The organism is Rickettsia rhipicephali str. 3-7-female6-CWPP (assembly GCF_000284075.1).
In the GTDB taxonomy this organism is placed as follows: Bacteria; Pseudomonadota; Alphaproteobacteria; order Rickettsiales; family Rickettsiaceae; genus Rickettsia; species Rickettsia rickettsii.
On the sequence record NC_017042.1, the window covers coordinates 944,075 to 963,610 of the forward strand.

A 19,536-nucleotide genomic window follows, 5' to 3' on the forward strand; every position below is an offset into this window, starting at 1 on the left:
TAATTAGTGACAGCGTAATTTAGTTAATATTAATATATTTAAATAAATTGATAATTAAATATATGAATATAATAGATAGTTTAATTTTGTATAATAAACAATATAAAGAGCAATTTAAAAAAAACAAACTATTTAAAATCAAGTTAGATAGTACGCTACGAAAAAATAAATTTCTTAAACATTTTCGGATTTGGTCAGACAAATTTCAAAAAATGGTATTAGCAAGAGTAGTGTTTTCTGAAACAAAAGAATTTCAACAACTTGCATGGGAGCATCTTACCAATGAATTTGGACATAATATAGAATTATTCCAAAATCTAGAAAATAATGAAGAAACTACAGATTCTATTTTTGAGGCCTTAGGTTCTTGGTTTACACTCAAAATGATGACTCTTGGAGATAGTGAAAGAGCCGTCCTTGTCCATTTAGTAATAGAGTCTTGTGCTACTATATTTTATGCAAAACTAGGATCAATATTTTTTAATCATAAAGCAGCAAAACATTTCAAAACACATATGCATCTTGATCCTGAACATGAACAAATGGGAATAGATTTATTAAAACAAATAAACATTAATGATTCTTCTTTACTCACTATTCAAAAAAAAGGCTGGGATATGATTGACGCTCTGTTTACTAGACTTGCTGAAATCACACAGGATTAACTTTAACTAATAGTATTCTAGATTTTCATTTTACAAAAAAGCTTGCTTGCACGGTGCGGTTTTTCGTCATTGCGAGCGACTGAAAGGAACACGGCAATCTCAGGACTTTGGCACGAGATTGCTTCGTCGAATTACTACGTAATTCTTCTCGCAATGACGGTAAAAATCGAACCACGCAACAACGCCAATGCCAAGCGGGAATAGCATATTCAAACTAAACCAACTCGCTTACTTGAGATTTGGCGAAGAGCTTTATCTGAAAGTTAACAAAATTTACATTACCTTTTGAGCCTATTTCCGCAAATTTATGCGCTTTAAGAAGTAGGTCATAATCGTCCGCTAAATCGGCGAAGAAAAATTCGATTTCGCCGCTTTGTTTTACTCCTAAAATCTCACCGCTACCTCGAAGTTTTAAATCCTGCTCAGCTATATAAAATCCATCATTAGTTTGTTTCATTATCTCAAACCTACCTCGTGCAACTTTTCTAAGCCTTTTAGGATTGTATAACAATATACAATATGACTGCAAACTACTCCGCCCTACTCTACCTCTAAGCTGATGAAGTTGAGCGAGACCAAATTGCTCAGCATTTTCAATAATTATCAAAGTGGCTGCAGGTATGTCTATTCCGACTTCAATAACGGTTGTTGCAACTAATATCTTAATTTCACCTTCCTTAAATTGCTTCATTATTTGGTCTTTCTGCTCGTTCTTCATCTTACCGTGAATAATACCGGTATAACCTTGATAGATATTGTCGATAGAGTTAAAACGATTCATCACATCCATCAATAAACTATCCTCTTCCGGCGTTTCTTTCTCTCCCTGCTCTATCAATGGACAAATCCAATATACCCGCTCACCTGCAATAAGCTTCTTATTTATCGCTGCTATAATATGCTCTATATTATTAACGGACATGGTATTTGTAGCGATAGGTAAACGACTTTTCGGCTTACCCATTAGCTTTGAGATAGTCATATCACCAAACATAGTAAGTGCAAGACTTCGAGGAATCGGCGTTGCAGTCATAACTAACACATCGGGATTTACTCCTTTATTTATTAAATTCAAACGCTGTTGCACCCCAAATCTATGCTGCTCATCAATAACTATATAACCTAGTTTCTTAAAACTTACTTTTTCTTGAAATAAAGCATGAGTGCCGACTAATATATCAATCTCATCGTTGTCAAGTTGTATCATAATATTTTTACGAGCTGCCCCCAGTATCTTACCTGTAAGTAATCCGACTCTTATATTAGTATTTTTTAAAGCTTTAACAAAAAACTCATAATGCTGATTGGCAAGCAAATCAGTTGGAGCCATAAGCGTTGCTTGAAATCCAGTGACTACCACATTTACCATCGTCAGCAGAGCTACCAAAGTTTTACCGGAGCCAACATCGCCTTGCAACAATCTCATCATTTCTATTTTATCGCTTTGATCACACTCTATTTCTTCTATGACTTGCTTTTGATAAGAAGTTAACTCAAATCCTAGCTCATTTAATATATTTGCTTGAATAGATACAGCTTTAGGGTAAATATTACCTTGTCTTCTACTTATTTGCGTACGTACATTTAAAAGAGATATTTGATTAGCGATAAGCTCCTTAGCTGCTAGTTGTTTTTTGGCGTTAGTATATAAATCGTCATTGCGAAGCCCCTTTAGGGGCTGCGGCAATCTAGAATTTATTAATTTTACATTACTGGATTGCTTCGTCGGCATGCATGCCTCCTCGTAATGACGGAAAACATGCAACATTTGCAAATTTTGCAATATAATATCTAAATAATCTTTTACTTCTTTATCTTCTATACTCTTACACTTCTCTTCAAATATCTCTATTGCTTTTATGATATATGAATATAACTGCTTGTTACTAAGTAAATATGTCAGGGAATAAATCGGCTCTATTTCTTTTGCGAGTTTAGGATTTACAATAAATTCAGGATGTGAAATTTGTAAGTAATGATCAAAAAATTGTACCTTTCCGCTGATAATATGAGAAGTACCAACTTGCAGCTTATTAAAAATAAACGGTGGGGGTTTATGAAAAAACACTAATAACAAAGAACCAGTATCATTGCTAGCTGTAATTTTTAAAGGCTGACTACTTTTCTTTGGTAAATTAATGCTCTCAACTACAATTTCTGTTTGGATTATGTCACCGTCTCTAACTTCAGTTAAATTAGGCGATAATATTTTATTTTGATATGAAACAGGTAGATAAAATAATAAATCACGAATATTGTTAATACCAAGCCTTTTAAGAGCAGATACGGTATCTTCACGTATATTGATGAACGTTTTTACAGAAGAGAATAAGAATTTGTCTAAAATAGTTAGCATATAATAATTATCTTACAAATATATATACTTTATAATAAAAGAAGAAGAATAAAATATACAAATTATGACTAATATGTCATTCTTGCAAAAGCGGGAATCCAGTAATTAAACGGTGCATACACAGTAAGTTTTTAAAATTAAAAGCTCAATGTATCGCGCTTTTTTCTGGATTTCTGCTTTCGCAGGAATGACATATTAGTCATGCAACAAAGCCTTCTTTTATAAATCTAATTTTAACCCTGCTCTAACTATAGCTGAGGATTTTAAAGGCATACCTTCTATAAATCCCGCTGTTTTGTAACCGTTTGAGCCGACTATCTTAAATGTTTCATTTAAGCTAAGCTCAAAATTAACGGCTCCAAGTCCACCTTGCTTACAACTTTCTTTTAAAGGGGTAGCGGTTAACATTTTAGGCTGATTCCAAAATGTCGCTTCTAAACCTAAACCGATAAATTCAACTTTGACTAAGTTATTAGCTTTAACTCCGACACCGTAAGACTTAAATTTTTGATTTTTGCCATAATTAATATTAACTTGAATATATCTTGTTATCAACAACAAAATGGTTAACTAAACCACGCTCTAAACCGTATGGAGCAAGTATCGCTCTAGTAGCCGGTAAATATTTAACCGGTCCTAATTCAATCATCGGAATATCATTTAAGTTAGTATTCATTATAAATGAATATCCTGAATAGAATAAAAACGGAAATCTAAATAAGCATATGAACGAATTTTATTTTTAGTAATATAATTTTTACCGTATATGGAGTTAATCGCTTTTACATATGCATTTATATCATTACCGCTTTTATCTTTGCCATCAAACTTAGTACTAAAAATATAACTTGCTTGATCTAGTCTTGTCCATAAATAACCTATACCGTAAGTAGGATTAATTTTGTTACTTGCCATGTATCTATCTTTAATATTTTCAGATAACAAATAACTTGCTTGCATTCCCCCTGTATCTATAGCAATTTGCTTATGAACTTGCAAAAAATTAAAATCTTTAGTTTTAAAATATGTTGTACCCTCAAAAGGATCTACTTCATATTTTGTTACTTTTAAATCAAATTCTTTGCTCTTGCTCCATGACCTCCTATTTCGTGATTACCTACCATAATCCAAGATGTAGCAGTAAATCTTGTAATATGACTTAAGATCTTCATAACTATATTATCTGAATCGGCAAACATAGCATCATCTAATTGACGGTAACCTTCAATTAATGACATAGCAGCATCGCTACTCGCTCTTAAGGACATATCTTTATCATAAGTCACTACATAACTATAATTTTTTTAGAATTTTCTTGAATTGTTATATCGTCATCAAGATTTGATACAGTTACTAATACTGTTGATGAATACAAAAAAACAAGCAGCAATGGTTAAATTTAATTTCTTGTAAAGTATTTTTTTAATATACCAAACTTGTGTATGTCCTTGACTTCTTTTGAAAATCCTCCTAATTTCTTAAATAATAGATATTAAATAATTTAAAATTTATGAATAAAATCTATCCTTCGGCTGAAGCTGCTCTTGAAGGGCTTCTTTATGACGGCATGACTATAATGTCGGGCAGATTCGGTCTATGTGGTATATTTAATAAATGCACTTCTTAAAAGCAATGTTCAAAATTTAACAGTTATAAGCAATAATTGCGGTGTTGACAATTTCGGACTTGGGCTTCTTCTTCAAACTAAACAAATAAAAAAAAATAATTTCTTAGTATGTCGGAGAAAATAAGATTTTTGAGCAACAATATCCTGATAAGATTTTAGAGCTTGAGCTAAACCCACAAGGAACTTTAGCTGAACGAATTAGGGCTGCTTGTATGGGAATTCCAGCTTTTTATACTAAAACAGGTATAGGTACAATTGTAGAGGAAGGTAAAGAAACAAAGGAGTTTAACGGCAAAAAATATATAATGGCAACTGCCCTTCAAGCTGACCTTGCTATTATTAAAGGCTTTAAAGCCGATAAAAGCGGCAACGTGATTTACAATAAAACTGCACGAAATTTTAATGCAGTCATGGCAGGTGCTGCTAAAGTTACAGTTTGTGAAGTAGAGGAAATAGTTGAGGTGGGAGAGCTTGACCCTAACAATATTCACACACCTAATATTTTCATACAGCGATTAATAGTAGGTGAAAAATATGACGTATTGAGCAATTAACTGTCAGGGAAAAATAAGATATGCCTTGGAGCAAAGAAGAAATTTATCAAATAACCGCAGAGGAACTTAAAGACGGATTATATGTCAATCTTGGTATAGGTATGCCTACGCATGTAGCAAATTATATACCTCAAGGAGTGAATGTAATATTTCAAAGCGAGAACGGTATGCTTGGTATGGGACCATTTCCTTACGCAGGAGAGGAAGATCCTGATTTAATTAACGCCGGTAACAAACTATTACTGCTATTCCTGAAAGCAGCTATTTCGACAGTAGCTTTTCATTTTGGATGATTAGAGGTTCGCATGTCGATTTAACTATTTTAGGTGCTATGCAAGTCTCACAAACAGGCGATCTTGCCAACTGGACTATTCCGGGTAAAATGGTTAAAGGTATGGGAGGAGCTATGGATTTGGTCGCTAACACCAAAAGAGTAGTTATTATAATGGAACATAACGCAAAAGATGGCGGTGCTAAATTATTAAAAGAATGCAGCTTTCCGTTAACAGGTAAAAAAGTAGTTAACAGAGTAATTACTGATCTTGGAATTTTTGATATTGATAAAGATGAAATGATATTAGTTAGACAAGCTGACGATGTTACTATTGAAAAAATAAAGTCTAAAACTGAAGCCGAGTTTATAGTTAATTTATAATATGGAGAATAAAATAGTTAAAGTAGCTATCGTATATTATAGTGGATACGGTCTCATACTGCAAAAGTAGCTGAAGAACTAAATAAGAGCGTAAAAGAAGCAGGAGCAAATGTTTCTATTATACAAATAAATAAAGATAAACCTGATAATCTCGATTGGGATTTATTAGATAATGCAGATGTTATCATTTTTGGAGTCCCAACCTATATGGGTAGTTTAGCCGGATCGTTTAAAATATTTATGGAAGCTATCTCAACTAGATGGGCACAACAAAAATGGAAAGATAAAATAGCTGCAACTTTTCTGCTGCTTATTCAGGTGATAAGTTATGCAGTATTCAGCAGCTATTTCACTTCGCTATGCAGCATTGTATGATTTGGGTCGGGCAAGCTAAAGCTGCTCCGAATTTTTCCGATCATGAGATGCCTGATCCCGATAAAATTAACCGCTTAGGTAGCTGGTTAGGACGTATGACTCAATCTAACCACAAATCTTCTCCTGATATTACTCCTACTCAAAGCGATTTAAAAACTGCTAATTTCTTTGGTAAAAGAATAGTTGAAATAACTAAGAAGTTTAAAGGGTAGATTTATATGGTGTTTTATGTCATTCCCGCGGAAGCGGGAATCCAAAAAATAATTTTAATACTGCTATAAAATTACCATTAATTGATAAAATAAACCTAAAAAAACAAGTTTTTTTATAGGCTTTACTGACTTCCCGCTTCCGCGGGAATGACATTTATTATCTAACAAATGATGGTTTTTGTGAATGCCTATTATTTAGAATTTTTTGAGCATGCGTAGTCATTTTAGCATCTCGTTCTCCTTTAGTTTTTAGACTTTTTGATTTATTCCTATTAACACTAACATCACTCCAGTTACCACTATCGCTTTCACTGCCACTACTGCTACTACTATCACTCATCTCAATAGCAACTCTTCGTGCTAAAATTGATGCAACTCCATTAGGTTTGTTAATATTCTGAGCAGGCTTACTATGAGAATGTGCAACCGGTTTTCCTGTATTAGGATCAAATTCAACTTTTTTTAGTTTGTGTTCACCTCTTATGGACTGCAGCAATAAATCTCTAGAATCTTGTGCCTTAACATCCGTTTTTTCAACTTTTCTTAGTTTTTTTGGTCCTACTATTTCTCTCATTGAATCAGAAGTATCTATAGAAGGACGTAGTTGATTTTCCGGTTTTTTAACCGTAGTAGCTTTTACAGGCTTAGATAATATCTCAGTCTGAGCCGAAACTGGAGCCATAGTAGGCATAGGCGGGGGTGGCGGCGGGGGTGGAATGTTATTTTCCGGTAAAGGAGGCGGCGGTGTTATATTATTTTCCAAAGGTTTAGCTAGGGACGAATTTGCTAATATTGGTTCTTTTTTTGAAGCCATGTGATTTGTAAGGTTACTTACTATCTTTTGTAACTCCTCATTGTCAGGTAATTTTGCAATTATATCATTAATATTTCTTTCTTTATTTTCAATTAATTCCTCAAATTTATGCTTCGTTTTATATAATTGTTCATCAATCTTTCTAATTGTTCTAGTATTACTCTCTTTGTTTTTTGCTAAAACCTGCTCACTATTATTTACAAAAACATTTTTAACATTTTGCCAAATATTATTTAATTTTTCAAAAAATGTATAAGGTACTTCTTCCCTAATTTCAGCAACCTGTTTTTGTATTTCTTTAAGTTCTTTGATATTAGAATTTTCGGATATTAAATTTTGGATGTTTTGTTTTGTAGCATTTAAAGAATTATATTGTTTCTCTAGTTCTTCAGCATTAATGAATTGTAAGGGATTTGTCATATGTAGAGCTGAGAATCTTTCAGATTTACTCTTATAACTAAAAAATACTTCCGATACTCTTTCTCTTTGATCTTTAGATAAATCTTTCTTTGTTAAATCTTTAAAATTTTTTTCGATTTCTTCTTGTAATGCTTGCTTTAAAGGTGCAGATTTTTCCGCTATATTATATATCTTATTATCAATATCTTTTAATATTTTATTATTATACTTTATTGCTTCATTTGTTAACTGTTCTTCACTTTTTATAAAAATATACTTTACATTAGAAACTGTTTTTACAAATCTTTTAAACCAAGGCAGCGATCTATTATGTTCTTTTTCTAGCTCTTTAGTTTCATTTTGTATTTCGATTAAACCTTGCAACTGCTTATTTTGTTCGCATAATTCATTTACTTGGCTTAATATAGTATTTAAAGCATTATTTTCTTGTGCTAATAATTTATTTATATCTATTTCTTTAGCCACGCCATACACCTACTATAAATTAATGTCAGCATTGTAGTAAATTTCTTGTACAAAAGCAAAGAGAAAGTTAATTTATGTTAATGTATTTTTGATAAATAAAAGATGGATAAACGAATATAGTTAACGTAGTTTTAAGGATGATAAGCCTATAAGAGCAAATATAACTGAAATAATCCAAAATCTTATTACGACTTTTGATTCTGCCCAGCCGTGTTTTTCAAAATGATGATGGAGCGGTGCCATTTTAAATATTCTTTTTCCTTTAGTAGCTTTGAAGTAATATACCTGTAAAATTACGGATGCCGTTTCAATAACAAACAAGCCGCCGACTATAGCTAAAACTATTTCATGCTTAGTAATAACGCTAATAATACCAAGCACACCGCCAAGACTTAGACTACCGGTATCGCCCATAAAAACTTCTGCCGGTTGTGCATTAAACCATAAAAATCCAAGGCAGCTACCGACTAATCCCGCACATAACACCGTTAACTCTCCGGTATTCGGTATATAGGTTAGCTGTAAGTAGTTCGAGTAAATTAGATTTCCTACTAAATAACTTATTAAAGCAAAAGAACCGGCAGTAAAGGCAATAGGAACGGTAGCAAGACCATCAAGCCCATCCGTTAGATTCACGGCATTAGAAGAGCCGACTATAACAAATATAGCAAAAACTATATAAAAATAACCAAGATCCAAACTTAAATTTTTAAAAAACGGTACGTTAAGTAAATGACTTGGACTTTTATCTAGATATTCTAGTAACACACATATAATGAAGCTAATAATTCCTTGAAGTAAAAGCTTACTTTTTCCTCTTACCCCGTAATGATTATTTTTAGTTACCTTAGCATAATCATCCATAAATCCTATAATACCGAAACTAATAAAACCAAATAACGTAATCCAAGTATATTTATTAGTTAAATCAGCAAGTAATAAAGTAGAAAGACAACTAGACAAAATAATCATAATGCCCCCCATTGTCGGAGTACCTACTTTTGTTTGATGCGATTCAGGTCCGTCTGAGCGTATAGGCTGACCGTTTTTTTGAAGAGATCGCAGAAATTTTATTAATATCGGACCCGTGATAAAGCTAAGGCTTAGAGTTATAATAATAGCAAGACCGCTACGAAAAGTAATATAGTGAAATAAATTAGCTATATGTGAATTATGGATATGAGGAAGTAAAAGATTGTATAACATTTGTAGATTTAAATTTAAAAGTATATTTTGATGTTATTCATTGTGCATGGATACCACATCGTCATTGCAAGCAGTCGTAGACTGCGCGCGGCCATCTCGTCAAACATTCTGAGATTGCTTCGGCAATTACTTTATAATTTTCCTCGCAATGACGGACAACCAAACCACACAATATTAAGAATATCCTAGTGTATTTATTTATAATAATCAACAATCTTATCAAGTTTTACACCTCTTGACCCTTTTATTAGAATAAGCTCATTACCTTCAAATAAATCCGTAATATGCGTAATTAATTCATCAACATTTTTAAAGTATTTTTTAGCTATTTTGGAAGGTAGTAAATCATCAATATATTTAGTATTTACTCCTACTAAATAGACCTTAGAACAAGCGGCATCTAATATGTACTGCACTAGTTTCTCATGTAATCGTTTAGAATTTTCCCCTAGCTCTAGCATATCGCCTATTATAGCAGTTTTATTCTCGGCAGGTACTTGTTTTAAATATTCTAATGCAGCTTTCATTGACTGCGGACTTGCGTTATAGTAATCACAAATTACACGACAATTTTGTATATTAATAATTTCCCCTCTTCCTTTAGTAGGAGAAATATTTGCTAAGTGATTTGCAGCTATCTCTATATCTTTACCTAATATATCGATAATTAAAAGTACACCGGTATAATTTTCGGTAAAATGCCAAGGAATAAACGGTATCGTTACATCTAAGACTTTATTATTTATCTTATACTTTAAGTAGACTTGCTCTCCTAGGTTCTCATATACAATTAATTCTGCTGAAGTTTTAGACGATCTACCGAAGCTATGTATATCGGTGATAGAAAGGTTTTTTAATATCGATAATATTTTGTTATAGCAATTAGTATCGGCATTAATAACGGCAATATCATTTTTGCTAAAATTTGCAAAAATCTCACATTTAGCTTCAGCTATCTCTTCAAGCGAGTTAAAAAATTCTAAATGAGCCTCCGAAATATTAGTAATCATGGCAATATTCGGCTTTAATATTTGAACCAGCTCTCTTATTTCACCTTTATGATTCATGCCAAGCTCAAAAATAGCATATTCCGTATCATCAGCCATTGAAGCAAGATTAATAAGCATACCGAGTTTGTTATTGAAGTTACCTCGGCTAGCAAAAACTAGAAAATCATGTTGTAATAATACTTTTAGTGCTTCTTTGGTAGAAGTTTTACCGACGCTGCCTGTTATAGCTATAAATTTAGCTTTTGAATTCTCTCGTTTATATAAAGCTATTTTTTGTAGAGCTTCAAAACAATCATCGACTAAGATAATTTTATATTTATCATTGATCTCTACTCGCTTACTAATAATTACGGCTGCTGCTCCTTTATCTATTGCATCTAGAACATAATCGTGACCATCTCTATTACCTTGAAGTGCTATAAATAAATCACCTTTTTTAACGTCTTTGGAATTAAATTGCACTTCATTACAATTTATAGAATTAGAGATTGTTATACCGAGAGCAGCACTTAAAGTTTTAGAGTTCCAAATCATATGTTTTTGTTATTTTTGTTGTATGGCTTGTTTATGTCATTCCCGCATAGGCAAGAAGCCAGTAAACATATAAAAAGCAAGCTTTTTATATGTTTATTTTATCAAATATGTAACTTCTGTATTAATATTGAAGTTATTTTTTTGGATCCCCGCTTCCGCGGGGATGACATCAAGGTTTTTTTTAAACTGTCCGGTATATGGGTCAAGCCACAGGATGACAAACTTTTACACACTTCCTCACAACCTCAGCATCATCAAAAGGTAATTTCTTATCGCCTATAATTTGGTAATTTTCATGACCTTTGCCGGCAACTAACAAGATATCATCTTGTTTTAAATTATTTATACCGTATTTAATAGCCTCTTCTCTATTTGCTATTTCTGTATAATCTGCTTTCTCTATACCGCTTATGATTTCAGCTCTAATACGCTTTGGGTCTTCATTGCGTGGATTATCATCTGTAATTATGATGGTATCGGCGTGTTTTGCGGCTATTTGCCCCATAAGACTTCTCTTTGCATTATCACGATTACCGCCACAGCCAAAAACTACGCTTAGCTTACTACCACGTAATTTAATATTTTTCAGTTCTGTTAAAGCTTTTTCAAGAGCATCCGGAGTGTGGGCATAATCAACGAAGATATTAGTGTTATCTATTCTCTCCATTCTGCCTTTTACTGCTTTAACTTCTACTAAAGAATCTATAACATCATCAAAAGCAAAACCAGTATAATGAATGCTAAGAACAGCAATTAATAAATTACTAGCCTGAAAGCTACCAATTATCAGGGTATTAAAATTATATTCTCTATTATTAAATGTAAAATTAATATTTTGTCCTTTTAAAGAACCGTTAATTCTAGTTATTTCTAAATCACCTTTTTTCCCAACGGTTATAAATTTAATATTATGATTATGTAGATAATCTTTAACAAACTCTATTTCTTCTATATCAGAATTTAATATTGCGATGCCGTTCGGTAATAAATGATTTATAAATAATTTCAGTTTGGCTAATAAATAATTTTCTTTTGTATGGTGGTAATCTAGATGATCCTGACTAAAGCTAGTAAAACATGCAATATTTACTTTTATTTCCCTAAGTCTTGCTTGATCAAGACCATGACTAGAAGCTTCAAAAACTAAATATTCTATACCATTTTCAGCTAAATTATGAGCAATTTTTCTAAAGCTTAAATAGTCTAAAGTTGTTAATTCCGTTACATCATTTATAAGATTATCGCAGCCAAATATTTCTACCCCTATCGTACCTATAGATGCTGCTTTTTTCCCAAGTAATGAATATGTTTGAGCTATATAGGATACTACCGAGCTTTTACCATTAGTACCGGTTACGGCTATTAGATTCTTTGGTGTTTTAGGATAGAATATTTCTATGGCTTCATATAAAGCTGCCTGCACATCTTTTACGTAAATTACTTTATCTATAACAATATTTTTTTTATTGTCCGTAATTACTAATACTGCACCTTTGCTTAAAGCATCCTTAATAAAATCATTTCCATCAGTATTCCGTCCTTTAATCGCAAAAAAGACGTCTTTATCCTTAACGGTTTTAGAATTAATCGACAAACCTTTTACGTTATGTTGTTGAAATAATTGCTTTAGGTTATGGGACATATTTATTATGTTCAAAACGTGTTACCGTCATTGCGAGGAAATTGCATAGCAATTGACGAAGCAATCTCAGGAGTTTGTTATTATTTCATGCGATTGCCATGCAGCCTACGGCTGCTCGCAATGACGGAGCAGGAATGACATCGAGTCTACACCTCCGATAAATTCCAAAGTAGTTGATTTACCTCAACAATTATATTTTTATCTACTAATTTCTTGATATATACTAATTTATTATCTGGTTTGATTTTTGCCTGATTAGAGTAAGTACTAACGAATTTTAAAATTTTATCAGTCATATCGGCATTTTTATAAAATTTAATCACAAATCCGTTATCTCCTGAATCTAGATTTTCAATATTTAACTTAAAGCATAATAGTTTTATTTTTACAATATCAAGTAAATTATTAAATTCAATCGGTAGTAAACCGAATCTATCAATCATCTCATCTTTAAATGTCTCTACTTCTATCTCATTACTTAAATTACCTATTCTTCTATATAGTCCAAGTTTAAGAGCTGCATCGGCTACATAATTATCTGGAATAAAGACGGATAATCCCAAATTAATAGTCGGGATAAAGGGTTGTTCTGAAACAATCGGTGCATCTTTTAAAATAGCTATTTGTTCTTCCAGCATTTCTTGATAGAGTTCTGTACCTACTTCTTTAATTTGTCCTGATTGTTCTTCACCTATCAAATTACCGAAACCTCGTAAATCCATATCATGGCTTGCAATAGTAAAACCTGAGCCCAAAGCACAACTATTTTGTATTATCTCTAAGCGTCTTAAGGAGTGAGATGTCATCTTTTTATGACTTGCTACCGTTAGATAGGCATAACCCCGCATTTTACCTCGACCTATTCGACCACGCAATTGATATAGCTGACTAAGCCCCAGCATATCAGCCTTATGTATGATCATGGTATTTGCCTCGGCTATATCAATTCCTGATTCTATAATAGTAGTTGAGACTAGTATATCGAATTTACCGACATAAAACTCGCTCATAACCTCATCAATTTTACTCGGAGTCATTTTTCCGTGAGCTATTTTATAGCTTAATTCCGGCACGATTTGTTTTAATTGTTTTTCGATATCCTCTATATCTTTAATTCTTGGAACTACATAAAAGCTTCTTCCGCCTCTAAAATGTTCGCGTAATAATGCATCTCTGATAATAACGGGATCAAACGGCATAACCGAGGTACGAACTTCCAGCCTGTTTAGAGGCGGCGTTGCAATAATGCTAAGTTCTTTTAAACCGGTCATTGACATTTGCAGCGTTCGAGGAATAGGTGTTGCCGACATTGCAAGTACATGGGAAGAGGATTTTAGCGATTTAAGCAATTCTTTTTGACCGACGCCGAAATGTTGTTCTTCATCGATTATTAACAATTTCAAATTAAAGAATTTTATATTTTTATGTAATAAAGAATGAGTGCCTATTATTATATTTATTTTACCGCTTTCAAGCTCCGATCTTATAATTTTTGCTTCTTTAGAACTAATAACTCTAGATAATTGCTTGATATTTAAACCAAAACCTTTGAACCGTTCTATGAATCTTGAAAAATGTTGACTACATAAAATAGTTGTCGGTACAACTACGGCTACTTGAGGTAAATGTTCATTTAGAGATTTTGCTACCATAAAGACGGCACGCATTGCTACCTCTGTTTTACCAAACCCGACATCACCGCATATTAACCTATCCATTAACATACCGTTTCTTAGATCTTCTTTAATATCGTTTATAGCGGTTAATTGGTCTTCCGTTTCGCTGAAAGGAAAATTAGCACAAAATTTATCATATTCTTCAAGGTCAAATTCAACGGAAGCACTACTATTAAGTTTCCTTTTAGCTGCTATTTGTATTAAATGCAGTGCTATCTCTTTTATACGATTTTTAAGCTTTGCCTTACTTCTTTGCCATGAAACGCTACCAAGCTTATCAAGCTCCGCATTATCATTGCCGTATTTTTTTATTACCTCTATACTTTCAACTGGTATATATAATTTATCATTGCCGGCATATAAAATCTTTAAAAAATCATGTGGTTTGCCTTTGATTTCTAAAGCTTCTAGCTTTAAAAACTGCCCTATTCCATGATCTTTGTGCACAACAAATTCGCCTTCAGCTAAATTATCAAGCTCCAGCAAGATATTTTTAAGTTTTTTGTTAGTGTTTGTAGAGCTAGGTTTTTCTTCTAATAATTCGCTAGCGGTAATAAATAAATATTCTTTCGTATAAAAGCTTTGATTTAAAGGAATTATCCCGACATTTATTATTGAAGCCTTAGCCTCATCTAATTTATTTATCTCATTATATTTATATTCATAATTTTGAATTATGCTTTTGATTCGCTCACAACTACTTAAAACGCTTGAGCCTATAATAATTTTCTTATGAGAATTTGCTTTAATAACCTCAAATAATTTATCGAAAACCGTTTTCTTTTCTATAAAACTTGTAGCAGATATATTTTCAATTAAGCTAGCTTGCTCTGAGTTTTCAAAAGTAAGTAGTATATTATTTTTTCGTTCTAGTAATTCCGTTATTTCAGAAGCGGTAAAATATAAGCTAGTCGGTGAAAGGGTGGGATAGAAACTATTAAATTTAAGTTTATTTGCCTCTGACCTTGCCGAATAAAAATTGTTATAACTATGTTCAAATTCTAAAATGGCTTGTTTTGACAAATTATCGAATATGAAAATAGGATCGTTTAAATAATCTATTAAGTTAGAGCAGGAATCGTAAAATAACGGGAGTAATTGTTCATATCCTGTGAATTTTCTTCCAGATATTACCGCCTCATATAAAGGATTATCAGTATGATTAACTCCAAAATTTCGTAAGTAATTATTCTTAAAATTACCTATAGTTTCACTATTTAAAACTATCTCATTTGCAGGACTAATAATAAGCTCCCTGCAGGATTTAGTCGAAATTTGCGTATCAATATCAAATTCTTTTATTGATTCAATATAACCCCAGCTAAAATGAATTCTATAAGCCTTAGGACCGGGCAATATTATATCAATGATTTCGCCTCTAACCGCAAATTCCCCAGCATCGATGCTAATCGCATTTCTTGTAAAACTATTTTCTACTAGAAACATAGCAAGCTCATCCGTAGTAAATTTCATTTTAGGGGATAATTTCAAAAAATATTTAGAAAAAAAATCTTTCGGCGGTAATTTGTTTAATAAGTTCACTGTATGAGTGATGAGTAATTTGCTATTACTATTATTTGTTGTTAGCTTGGTTAATGTTTCTGCACGTGTAGATAAGATATTTGCATTTGGTGACGTATGGTCATAAGGGATGGTATCATAGCTTGGAAAGTAATAAATATTTTCATTAGAAGAAAAAAATAAAGCTTGCTTGTATAATTGCAACGCCTCCTCTTCATTACTCGCACTCAAGATGAAATCTTGCTTAGGATTCTTAGTAAAATTATCAATTGCAAAGAAAGATTTGGCAGCCGCCGGGAATTTTTGTTGTAACATTCTACAGGAGTTTATATTTTTGCTATTTTGCGTAATTTATCAATTATTTCGGCATCTAGATAAGAAGGAGCAGAAGATTTATTATTAATCCAATTATAAAGATCATTATCATTTTGATCAAGTATTAAAGAATAGCTTCCAAGTTTTTTTTCATCCATTAAGGATAGGTACTTTTCGGCAAAGCTACCGAGTATATAATCCATTTCTCTGCAACCGCGATTTTTACTACGGTAGAAAAGTTTCTTTTGTAAAGAGTTTTTATTTAATTTATTCATCTATAACATCTTGCAAAATTTTTTTATAATAATATTATTAACATTATCAGATACCAAGATCATTTTAAAATGCTTTATAATAATTCAGCACTCTAATAAATCCATTCTACATGGGTAAAATTCTATTAACTTTTATTATCAATAACAGCAAAAAAGCGTAAATATGTCGGTTCAAAATATCTGTTCTACAAAAGCTTATGATATGCTAATTTCAAATGATAATGCTTTTCTTGTAGATGTTAGAACTAGAGAAGAGTGGCAGCAAGTGGGGATACCTCATTTAGATAATAAAAATAAGGTGATCTTTCTAAGTTGGCAATTGAATAAAGATTTTGAAGATAATTTTTTATCTATCGTTAACGATAAAATGTATGCAATAATATTTTTTCTGTGCCGTTCAGGATATAGGTCATTTATCGCAGCAAATTTTATAACTAATATAGGTTATCAAAATTGTTATAATATTAGTGACGGCTTTGAAGGAAATAATCAAGATAAAGGCTGGAAACAAAATAACTTACCGTGGCAGTTTTAAGTGAGTACTAATCAAATAATTTTAACGGATCAAGGTGATAATTATGTAAATGTCTGGAGTCACGTGGCTCAAGATCTTTACAATCATTACGGTGAAACTCTATATAATAGCTGGTTTAGTAAAGTCAATTTTATAGAGTCTTCATTAAATACCGTTATTCTTTGTGCCCCTACTAACTTTGTTAGAGATTGGATAAAATCCAAGTACTCTATGGTCATATTGCAACTATTTCAACATTATAATAATACCATTAAGTCAATTGAAATAATTACTAAAGAGTTACCTGGAATAACCCAAACAGTTATAGAATTGCCTACTAAGACTTTTGCCGATATCGGCAGCAGTGAGCTTAATACGGGAAATATCTTTTCAACCCTTGACGTACGTTTTACTTTCGATAATTTTGTGGTTGGAGCCCCAAATGAGCTAGCTTATGCAGCAGCAAGAGCGGTTGCGGAATCATCAGGTGCGGTTTCTGAGTCTAATCCGCTTTTTCTATATGGCGGCGTAGGACTTGGTAAAACTCATTTAATGCATGCAATCGGTTGGTACATCAAGCAGAATAACCCAAGTCGCAAAGTGATATACATGTCGGCAGAAAAATTTATGTATCAGTTTGTTAAAGCTCTGCGTAACAAAGAAGTAATCTCGTTTAAAGAGAAATTTCGTTCGGTTGACGTGTTAATGATTGATGATATTCAATTTATTTGCGGTAAAGATAGTACGCAGGAAGAATTTTTCCATACTTTTAATACATTGATTGATAATAACCGTCAAATGGTTATTTCTTGTGATAGATCGCCTTCAGATTTAGATAATATTGAAGATCGGATAAAATCTCGTCTTGGATGGGGCTTAGTTGCCGACGTTCATAGTACTACTTATGAGCTACGACTCGGTATTCTAGAATCTAAGATTGAGCAGATGAACGTTAAAATACCAAAAGACGTAATTGATTTTTTAGCATCTAAAATCGTTTCAAACGTTAGAGAACTTGAAGGAGCTTTAAATAAGGTGATTGCTCATTCTAATTTTACTTTAAAAGAAATTACACTCGAAAACACACAAAATATTTTGCGGGATTTACTGCGTTCTAATGAAAGAATAATTACCGTTGAAGATATTCAGAAAAAGGTAGCTAGCCGTTATAATATTAAGTTATCCGATATGTCTTCATCACGGAGATTACGAGAAGTTGCAAGACCGCGTCAAATAGCCATGTATCTTAGTAAAGCATTAACGCCGAAAAGTCTTGCAGATATCGGTAAAAAATTCGGTAAAAAAGACCACACGACGGTTATGCATGCTATTAAGAAAGTAGAAGAATTACTGGAAAACGATATAGAATTACGCGAAGAGATTAATTTGCTAATGAAAATATTGCAGAACTAAATGTCATACCGTGGTCAAGCTGACTTTGTTGCATGGTCCGAAAAACCGACTCGATGTCATTCCCGCTTTCGTGGGAATGACATAAACAGCCATACAATAAAGCCAAAACGTCGCAGGAATGACATAGATATATATATATATCAAATGCTCTCAAAAAACGATTCAGTAAAAGAAATTTTTTCAAGATTCTCCGGAAAATACCGAATTAACAGAATTATAGATAATTATGGTTACGGTGAGGGGGTAGCATATTTCTTACTTAAAAGTTTAAATGAATTAATCTATAAAGAGGAATTACAAATTCACTATCACGACTACGATTATCAAATCTACGCTAATCAAGAATATAGATATATTTTTAAGAATAGTAATATTACAAAATATTTTATTGCTCCTGAAAAGAGCTTATTTTATCAATTAAAATTTGTTGATGCAGACAGGGTATACTCAAATGATTTGGAGAATTGGGATATAAAACGAGGAGGCGAGTACGCACAGCCTATACTTAATAGGTGAGCATGCGAGTCCTCCGAAGTTTTGCAAAAACAATTCTTCAAATCATTTGAGTATACCAGCTACAGGCAGTCATCTATGTGGTAAAGATCAATATAATGCTACCTATGTATTTTTAAATCCTGATTCATTTACTCTTAGCTACCAAGTTCTAGGACCTCAAAAAGACCATAATATTTACTGTTTTTAATCGTATATAGATTAGTATGTTCTCCAATTAGTTTAAAATATTTTTTCATACTATTGTCTATATCAGTTGTTTCCAAAGTTTGATTATTATCATCATCATTTGCATCATATATATCTTTTCTTTTAGAAAAGGAAAGTTTTAATCCCTTTTGAGACGAGGTAGGAGAAATAGTTTGATTAAATTTGTGGGTAATATCTTGTAATACATTCTTAGCATATTCAGGTGCATCAATATCATAACCATTCTTTTATTTTAGCACATAAAATTTGTAGAATTTCAGGTAGGATTTTTTTAATTTCTTTCTTGAGAGATGCTTGTTTTTGAGCTAAAAACCCTGCAATATTTTTTAAGCTTTCAGTAAATTCCAAGTAGATTATCTCAATTAAATCCTTTAAATCTTGAGAAAAATCCTTTTTTTTTAAGCAATTTAGTTTTTGTAAGCTTTAAATTGCGTTCTCCTATATTGTTTACTTTAAGAATTAAAGCAGTTAAATTTTGGTCTAATGAATTTATAGGACAATTCTCTAATTTATGAACTTTTTCTAAAAAAGATTTTATATCATTGCTTTTTACATTATCCATAT

General features: G+C 32.2%; 20 protein-coding genes and 2 pseudogenes. 9 read left to right on the forward strand and 13 right to left on the reverse strand.

Features of this window, described 5'->3' with window-relative positions:
• The first annotated feature begins 62 nt into the window (after positions 1-62).
• Entirely contained in the window at positions 63-665 is a 603-nt protein-coding gene (locus MCC_RS05155) for a hypothetical protein (protein WP_014408834.1), read from the forward strand.
• A gap of 214 nt (positions 666-879) precedes the next feature.
• Here the strand turns inward: MCC_RS05155 and MCC_RS05160 are convergent, their stop codons facing one another.
• The 5 genes from MCC_RS05160 to MCC_RS05175 all read right to left on the reverse strand — a co-directional run bounded on the left by MCC_RS05160 (position 880) and on the right by MCC_RS05175 (position 4,307).
• Entirely contained in the window at positions 880-3,021 is a 2,142-nt protein-coding gene (locus MCC_RS05160; RefSeq protein WP_014408835.1) for an ATP-dependent DNA helicase RecG, read from the reverse strand.
• Between the two features lie 219 nt (positions 3,022-3,240).
• Positions 3,241-3,576, reverse strand: coding sequence for a hypothetical protein (locus tag MCC_RS10515; RefSeq protein WP_231288668.1), 336 nt, complete (start codon positions 3,574-3,576; stop codon positions 3,241-3,243).
• On the reverse strand, positions 3,551-3,697 hold the full coding sequence (locus tag MCC_RS10520) for a hypothetical protein (protein WP_231288669.1): 147 nt from the start codon (positions 3,695-3,697) through the stop codon (positions 3,551-3,553). Before MCC_RS10520 ends, MCC_RS10515 begins: the two co-directional genes overlap by 26 nt.
• A complete protein-coding gene (locus MCC_RS10525; RefSeq protein ID WP_231288670.1) occupies positions 3,697-4,020 on the reverse strand; it encodes a hypothetical protein in 324 nt (107 codons plus the stop codon). The genes MCC_RS10520 and MCC_RS10525 overlap by 1 nt, the downstream gene beginning before the upstream one ends.
• A 68-nt stretch (positions 4,021-4,088) precedes the next feature.
• Positions 4,089-4,307, reverse strand: coding sequence for a hypothetical protein (locus tag MCC_RS05175; RefSeq protein WP_231288671.1), 219 nt, complete (start codon positions 4,305-4,307; stop codon positions 4,089-4,091).
• 224 nt (positions 4,308-4,531) lie between these two features.
• Here MCC_RS05175 and MCC_RS09060 point away from each other — a divergent pair.
• The 4 genes and pseudogenes from MCC_RS09060 to MCC_RS10535 all read left to right on the forward strand — a co-directional run bounded on the left by MCC_RS09060 (position 4,532) and on the right by MCC_RS10535 (position 6,444).
• A pseudogene (locus MCC_RS09060) lies at positions 4,532-5,219 on the forward strand (CoA transferase subunit A).
• A 3-nt stretch (positions 5,220-5,222) separates the two neighbouring features.
• A pseudogene (locus tag MCC_RS05185) lies at positions 5,223-5,857 on the forward strand (3-oxoacid CoA-transferase subunit B).
• Positions 5,858-5,902: 45 nt separating this feature from the next.
• On the forward strand, positions 5,903-6,232 hold the full coding sequence (locus MCC_RS10530) for a flavodoxin family protein (RefSeq protein ID WP_081498437.1): 330 nt from the start codon (positions 5,903-5,905) through the stop codon (positions 6,230-6,232).
• Entirely contained in the window at positions 6,229-6,444 is a 216-nt protein-coding gene (locus MCC_RS10535; RefSeq protein WP_014408839.1) for a hypothetical protein, read from the forward strand. The genes MCC_RS10530 and MCC_RS10535 overlap by 4 nt, the downstream gene beginning before the upstream one ends.
• 157 nt (positions 6,445-6,601) lie before the next feature.
• On the opposite strand, the gene rickA is transcribed toward MCC_RS10535, so the two are convergent.
• The 6 genes from rickA to MCC_RS05225 form a co-directional block, all read right to left on the reverse strand.
• Positions 6,602-8,143, reverse strand: coding sequence for an Arp2/3 complex-activating protein RickA (rickA, locus tag MCC_RS05200; protein WP_014408840.1), 1,542 nt, complete (start codon positions 8,141-8,143; stop codon positions 6,602-6,604).
• A gap of 120 nt (positions 8,144-8,263) precedes the next feature.
• Complete coding sequence (gene mraY / locus MCC_RS05205) at positions 8,264-9,349, reverse strand: phospho-N-acetylmuramoyl-pentapeptide-transferase (protein ID WP_014365610.1); 1,086 nt, start codon at positions 9,347-9,349, stop codon at positions 8,264-8,266.
• 194 nt (positions 9,350-9,543) lie between these two features.
• On the reverse strand, positions 9,544-10,893 hold the full coding sequence (locus MCC_RS05210) for a UDP-N-acetylmuramoyl-tripeptide--D-alanyl-D-alanine ligase (RefSeq protein WP_014408841.1): 1,350 nt from the start codon (positions 10,891-10,893) through the stop codon (positions 9,544-9,546).
• A gap of 202 nt (positions 10,894-11,095) precedes the next feature.
• Positions 11,096-12,535: a UDP-N-acetylmuramoyl-L-alanyl-D-glutamate--2,6-diaminopimelate ligase gene (locus MCC_RS05215; RefSeq protein ID WP_014408842.1), complete on the reverse strand. Its 1,440-nt coding sequence runs from the start codon at positions 12,533-12,535 to the stop codon at positions 11,096-11,098.
• 146 nt (positions 12,536-12,681) lie between these two features.
• Positions 12,682-16,047 (reverse strand): transcription-repair coupling factor, encoded by a 3,366-nt coding sequence (gene mfd / locus MCC_RS05220; RefSeq protein WP_014408843.1) that lies wholly within the window; start codon positions 16,045-16,047, stop codon positions 12,682-12,684.
• 11 nt (positions 16,048-16,058) lie between these two features.
• Positions 16,059-16,322: an FAD assembly factor SdhE gene (locus MCC_RS05225; protein ID WP_008580148.1), complete on the reverse strand. Its 264-nt coding sequence runs from the start codon at positions 16,320-16,322 to the stop codon at positions 16,059-16,061.
• 163 nt (positions 16,323-16,485) lie between these two features.
• Here MCC_RS05225 and MCC_RS05230 point away from each other — a divergent pair, with 163 nt between their 5' ends.
• The 4 genes from MCC_RS05230 to MCC_RS10920 are packed head-to-tail and all read left to right on the forward strand — an operon-like array spanning position 16,486 to position 18,952.
• The gene (locus tag MCC_RS05230) at positions 16,486-16,857 is read left to right on the forward strand and encodes a rhodanese-like domain-containing protein (RefSeq protein ID WP_014408844.1); all 372 of its coding nucleotides are present in this window, start codon (positions 16,486-16,488) and stop codon (positions 16,855-16,857) included.
• On the forward strand, positions 16,858-18,249 hold the full coding sequence (gene dnaA / locus MCC_RS05235; RefSeq protein WP_014408845.1) for a chromosomal replication initiator protein DnaA: 1,392 nt from the start codon (positions 16,858-16,860) through the stop codon (positions 18,247-18,249).
• Positions 18,250-18,765, forward strand: coding sequence for a DUF6314 family protein (locus MCC_RS10915; RefSeq protein ID WP_014408846.1), 516 nt, complete (start codon positions 18,250-18,252; stop codon positions 18,763-18,765). It begins immediately after the preceding gene.
• 46 nt (positions 18,766-18,811) lie between these two features.
• The gene (locus tag MCC_RS10920) at positions 18,812-18,952 is read left to right on the forward strand and encodes a DUF6314 family protein (RefSeq protein WP_197407958.1); all 141 of its coding nucleotides are present in this window, start codon (positions 18,812-18,814) and stop codon (positions 18,950-18,952) included.
• 233 nt (positions 18,953-19,185) lie between these two features.
• Here the strand turns inward: MCC_RS10920 and MCC_RS10925 are convergent, their stop codons facing one another.
• Together MCC_RS10925 and MCC_RS10545 are read right to left on the reverse strand one after the other, a co-directional pair.
• Complete coding sequence (locus MCC_RS10925; RefSeq protein ID WP_269208672.1) at positions 19,186-19,320, reverse strand: hypothetical protein; 135 nt, start codon at positions 19,318-19,320, stop codon at positions 19,186-19,188.
• A gap of 10 nt (positions 19,321-19,330) precedes the next feature.
• The gene (locus MCC_RS10545) at positions 19,331-19,534 is read right to left on the reverse strand and encodes a hypothetical protein (RefSeq protein ID WP_231288672.1); all 204 of its coding nucleotides are present in this window, start codon (positions 19,532-19,534) and stop codon (positions 19,331-19,333) included.
• Positions 19,535-19,536: the final 2 nt, after the last annotated feature.

Coding starts and splice junctions, on each gene's coding strand:
- MCC_RS10545 (WP_231288672.1), bottom strand. CDS start 19,534: ATGGATAATGTAAAAAGCAATGATATAAAATCTTTTTTAGAAAAAGTT.
- mraY (WP_014365610.1), bottom strand. CDS start 9,349: ATGTTATACAATCTTTTACTTCCTCATATCCATAATTCACATATAGCT.
- MCC_RS05225 (WP_008580148.1), bottom strand. CDS start 16,322: ATGAATAAATTAAATAAAAACTCTTTACAAAAGAAACTTTTCTACCGT.
- MCC_RS05230 (WP_014408844.1), top strand. CDS start 16,486: ATGTCGGTTCAAAATATCTGTTCTACAAAAGCTTATGATATGCTAATT.
- MCC_RS10915 (WP_014408846.1), top strand. CDS start 18,250: ATGTCATACCGTGGTCAAGCTGACTTTGTTGCATGGTCCGAAAAACCG.
- mfd (WP_014408843.1), bottom strand. CDS start 16,047: ATGTTACAACAAAAATTCCCGGCGGCTGCCAAATCTTTCTTTGCAATT.
- MCC_RS05160 (WP_014408835.1), bottom strand. CDS start 3,021: ATGCTAACTATTTTAGACAAATTCTTATTCTCTTCTGTAAAAACGTTC.
- MCC_RS10535 (WP_014408839.1), top strand. CDS start 6,229: ATGATTTGGGTCGGGCAAGCTAAAGCTGCTCCGAATTTTTCCGATCAT.
- MCC_RS10520 (WP_231288669.1), bottom strand. CDS start 3,697: ATGAATACTAACTTAAATGATATTCCGATGATTGAATTAGGACCGGTT.
- MCC_RS05155 (WP_014408834.1), top strand. CDS start 63: ATGAATATAATAGATAGTTTAATTTTGTATAATAAACAATATAAAGAG.
- MCC_RS05215 (WP_014408842.1), bottom strand. CDS start 12,535: ATGTCCCATAACCTAAAGCAATTATTTCAACAACATAACGTAAAAGGT.
- MCC_RS05210 (WP_014408841.1), bottom strand. CDS start 10,893: ATGATTTGGAACTCTAAAACTTTAAGTGCTGCTCTCGGTATAACAATC.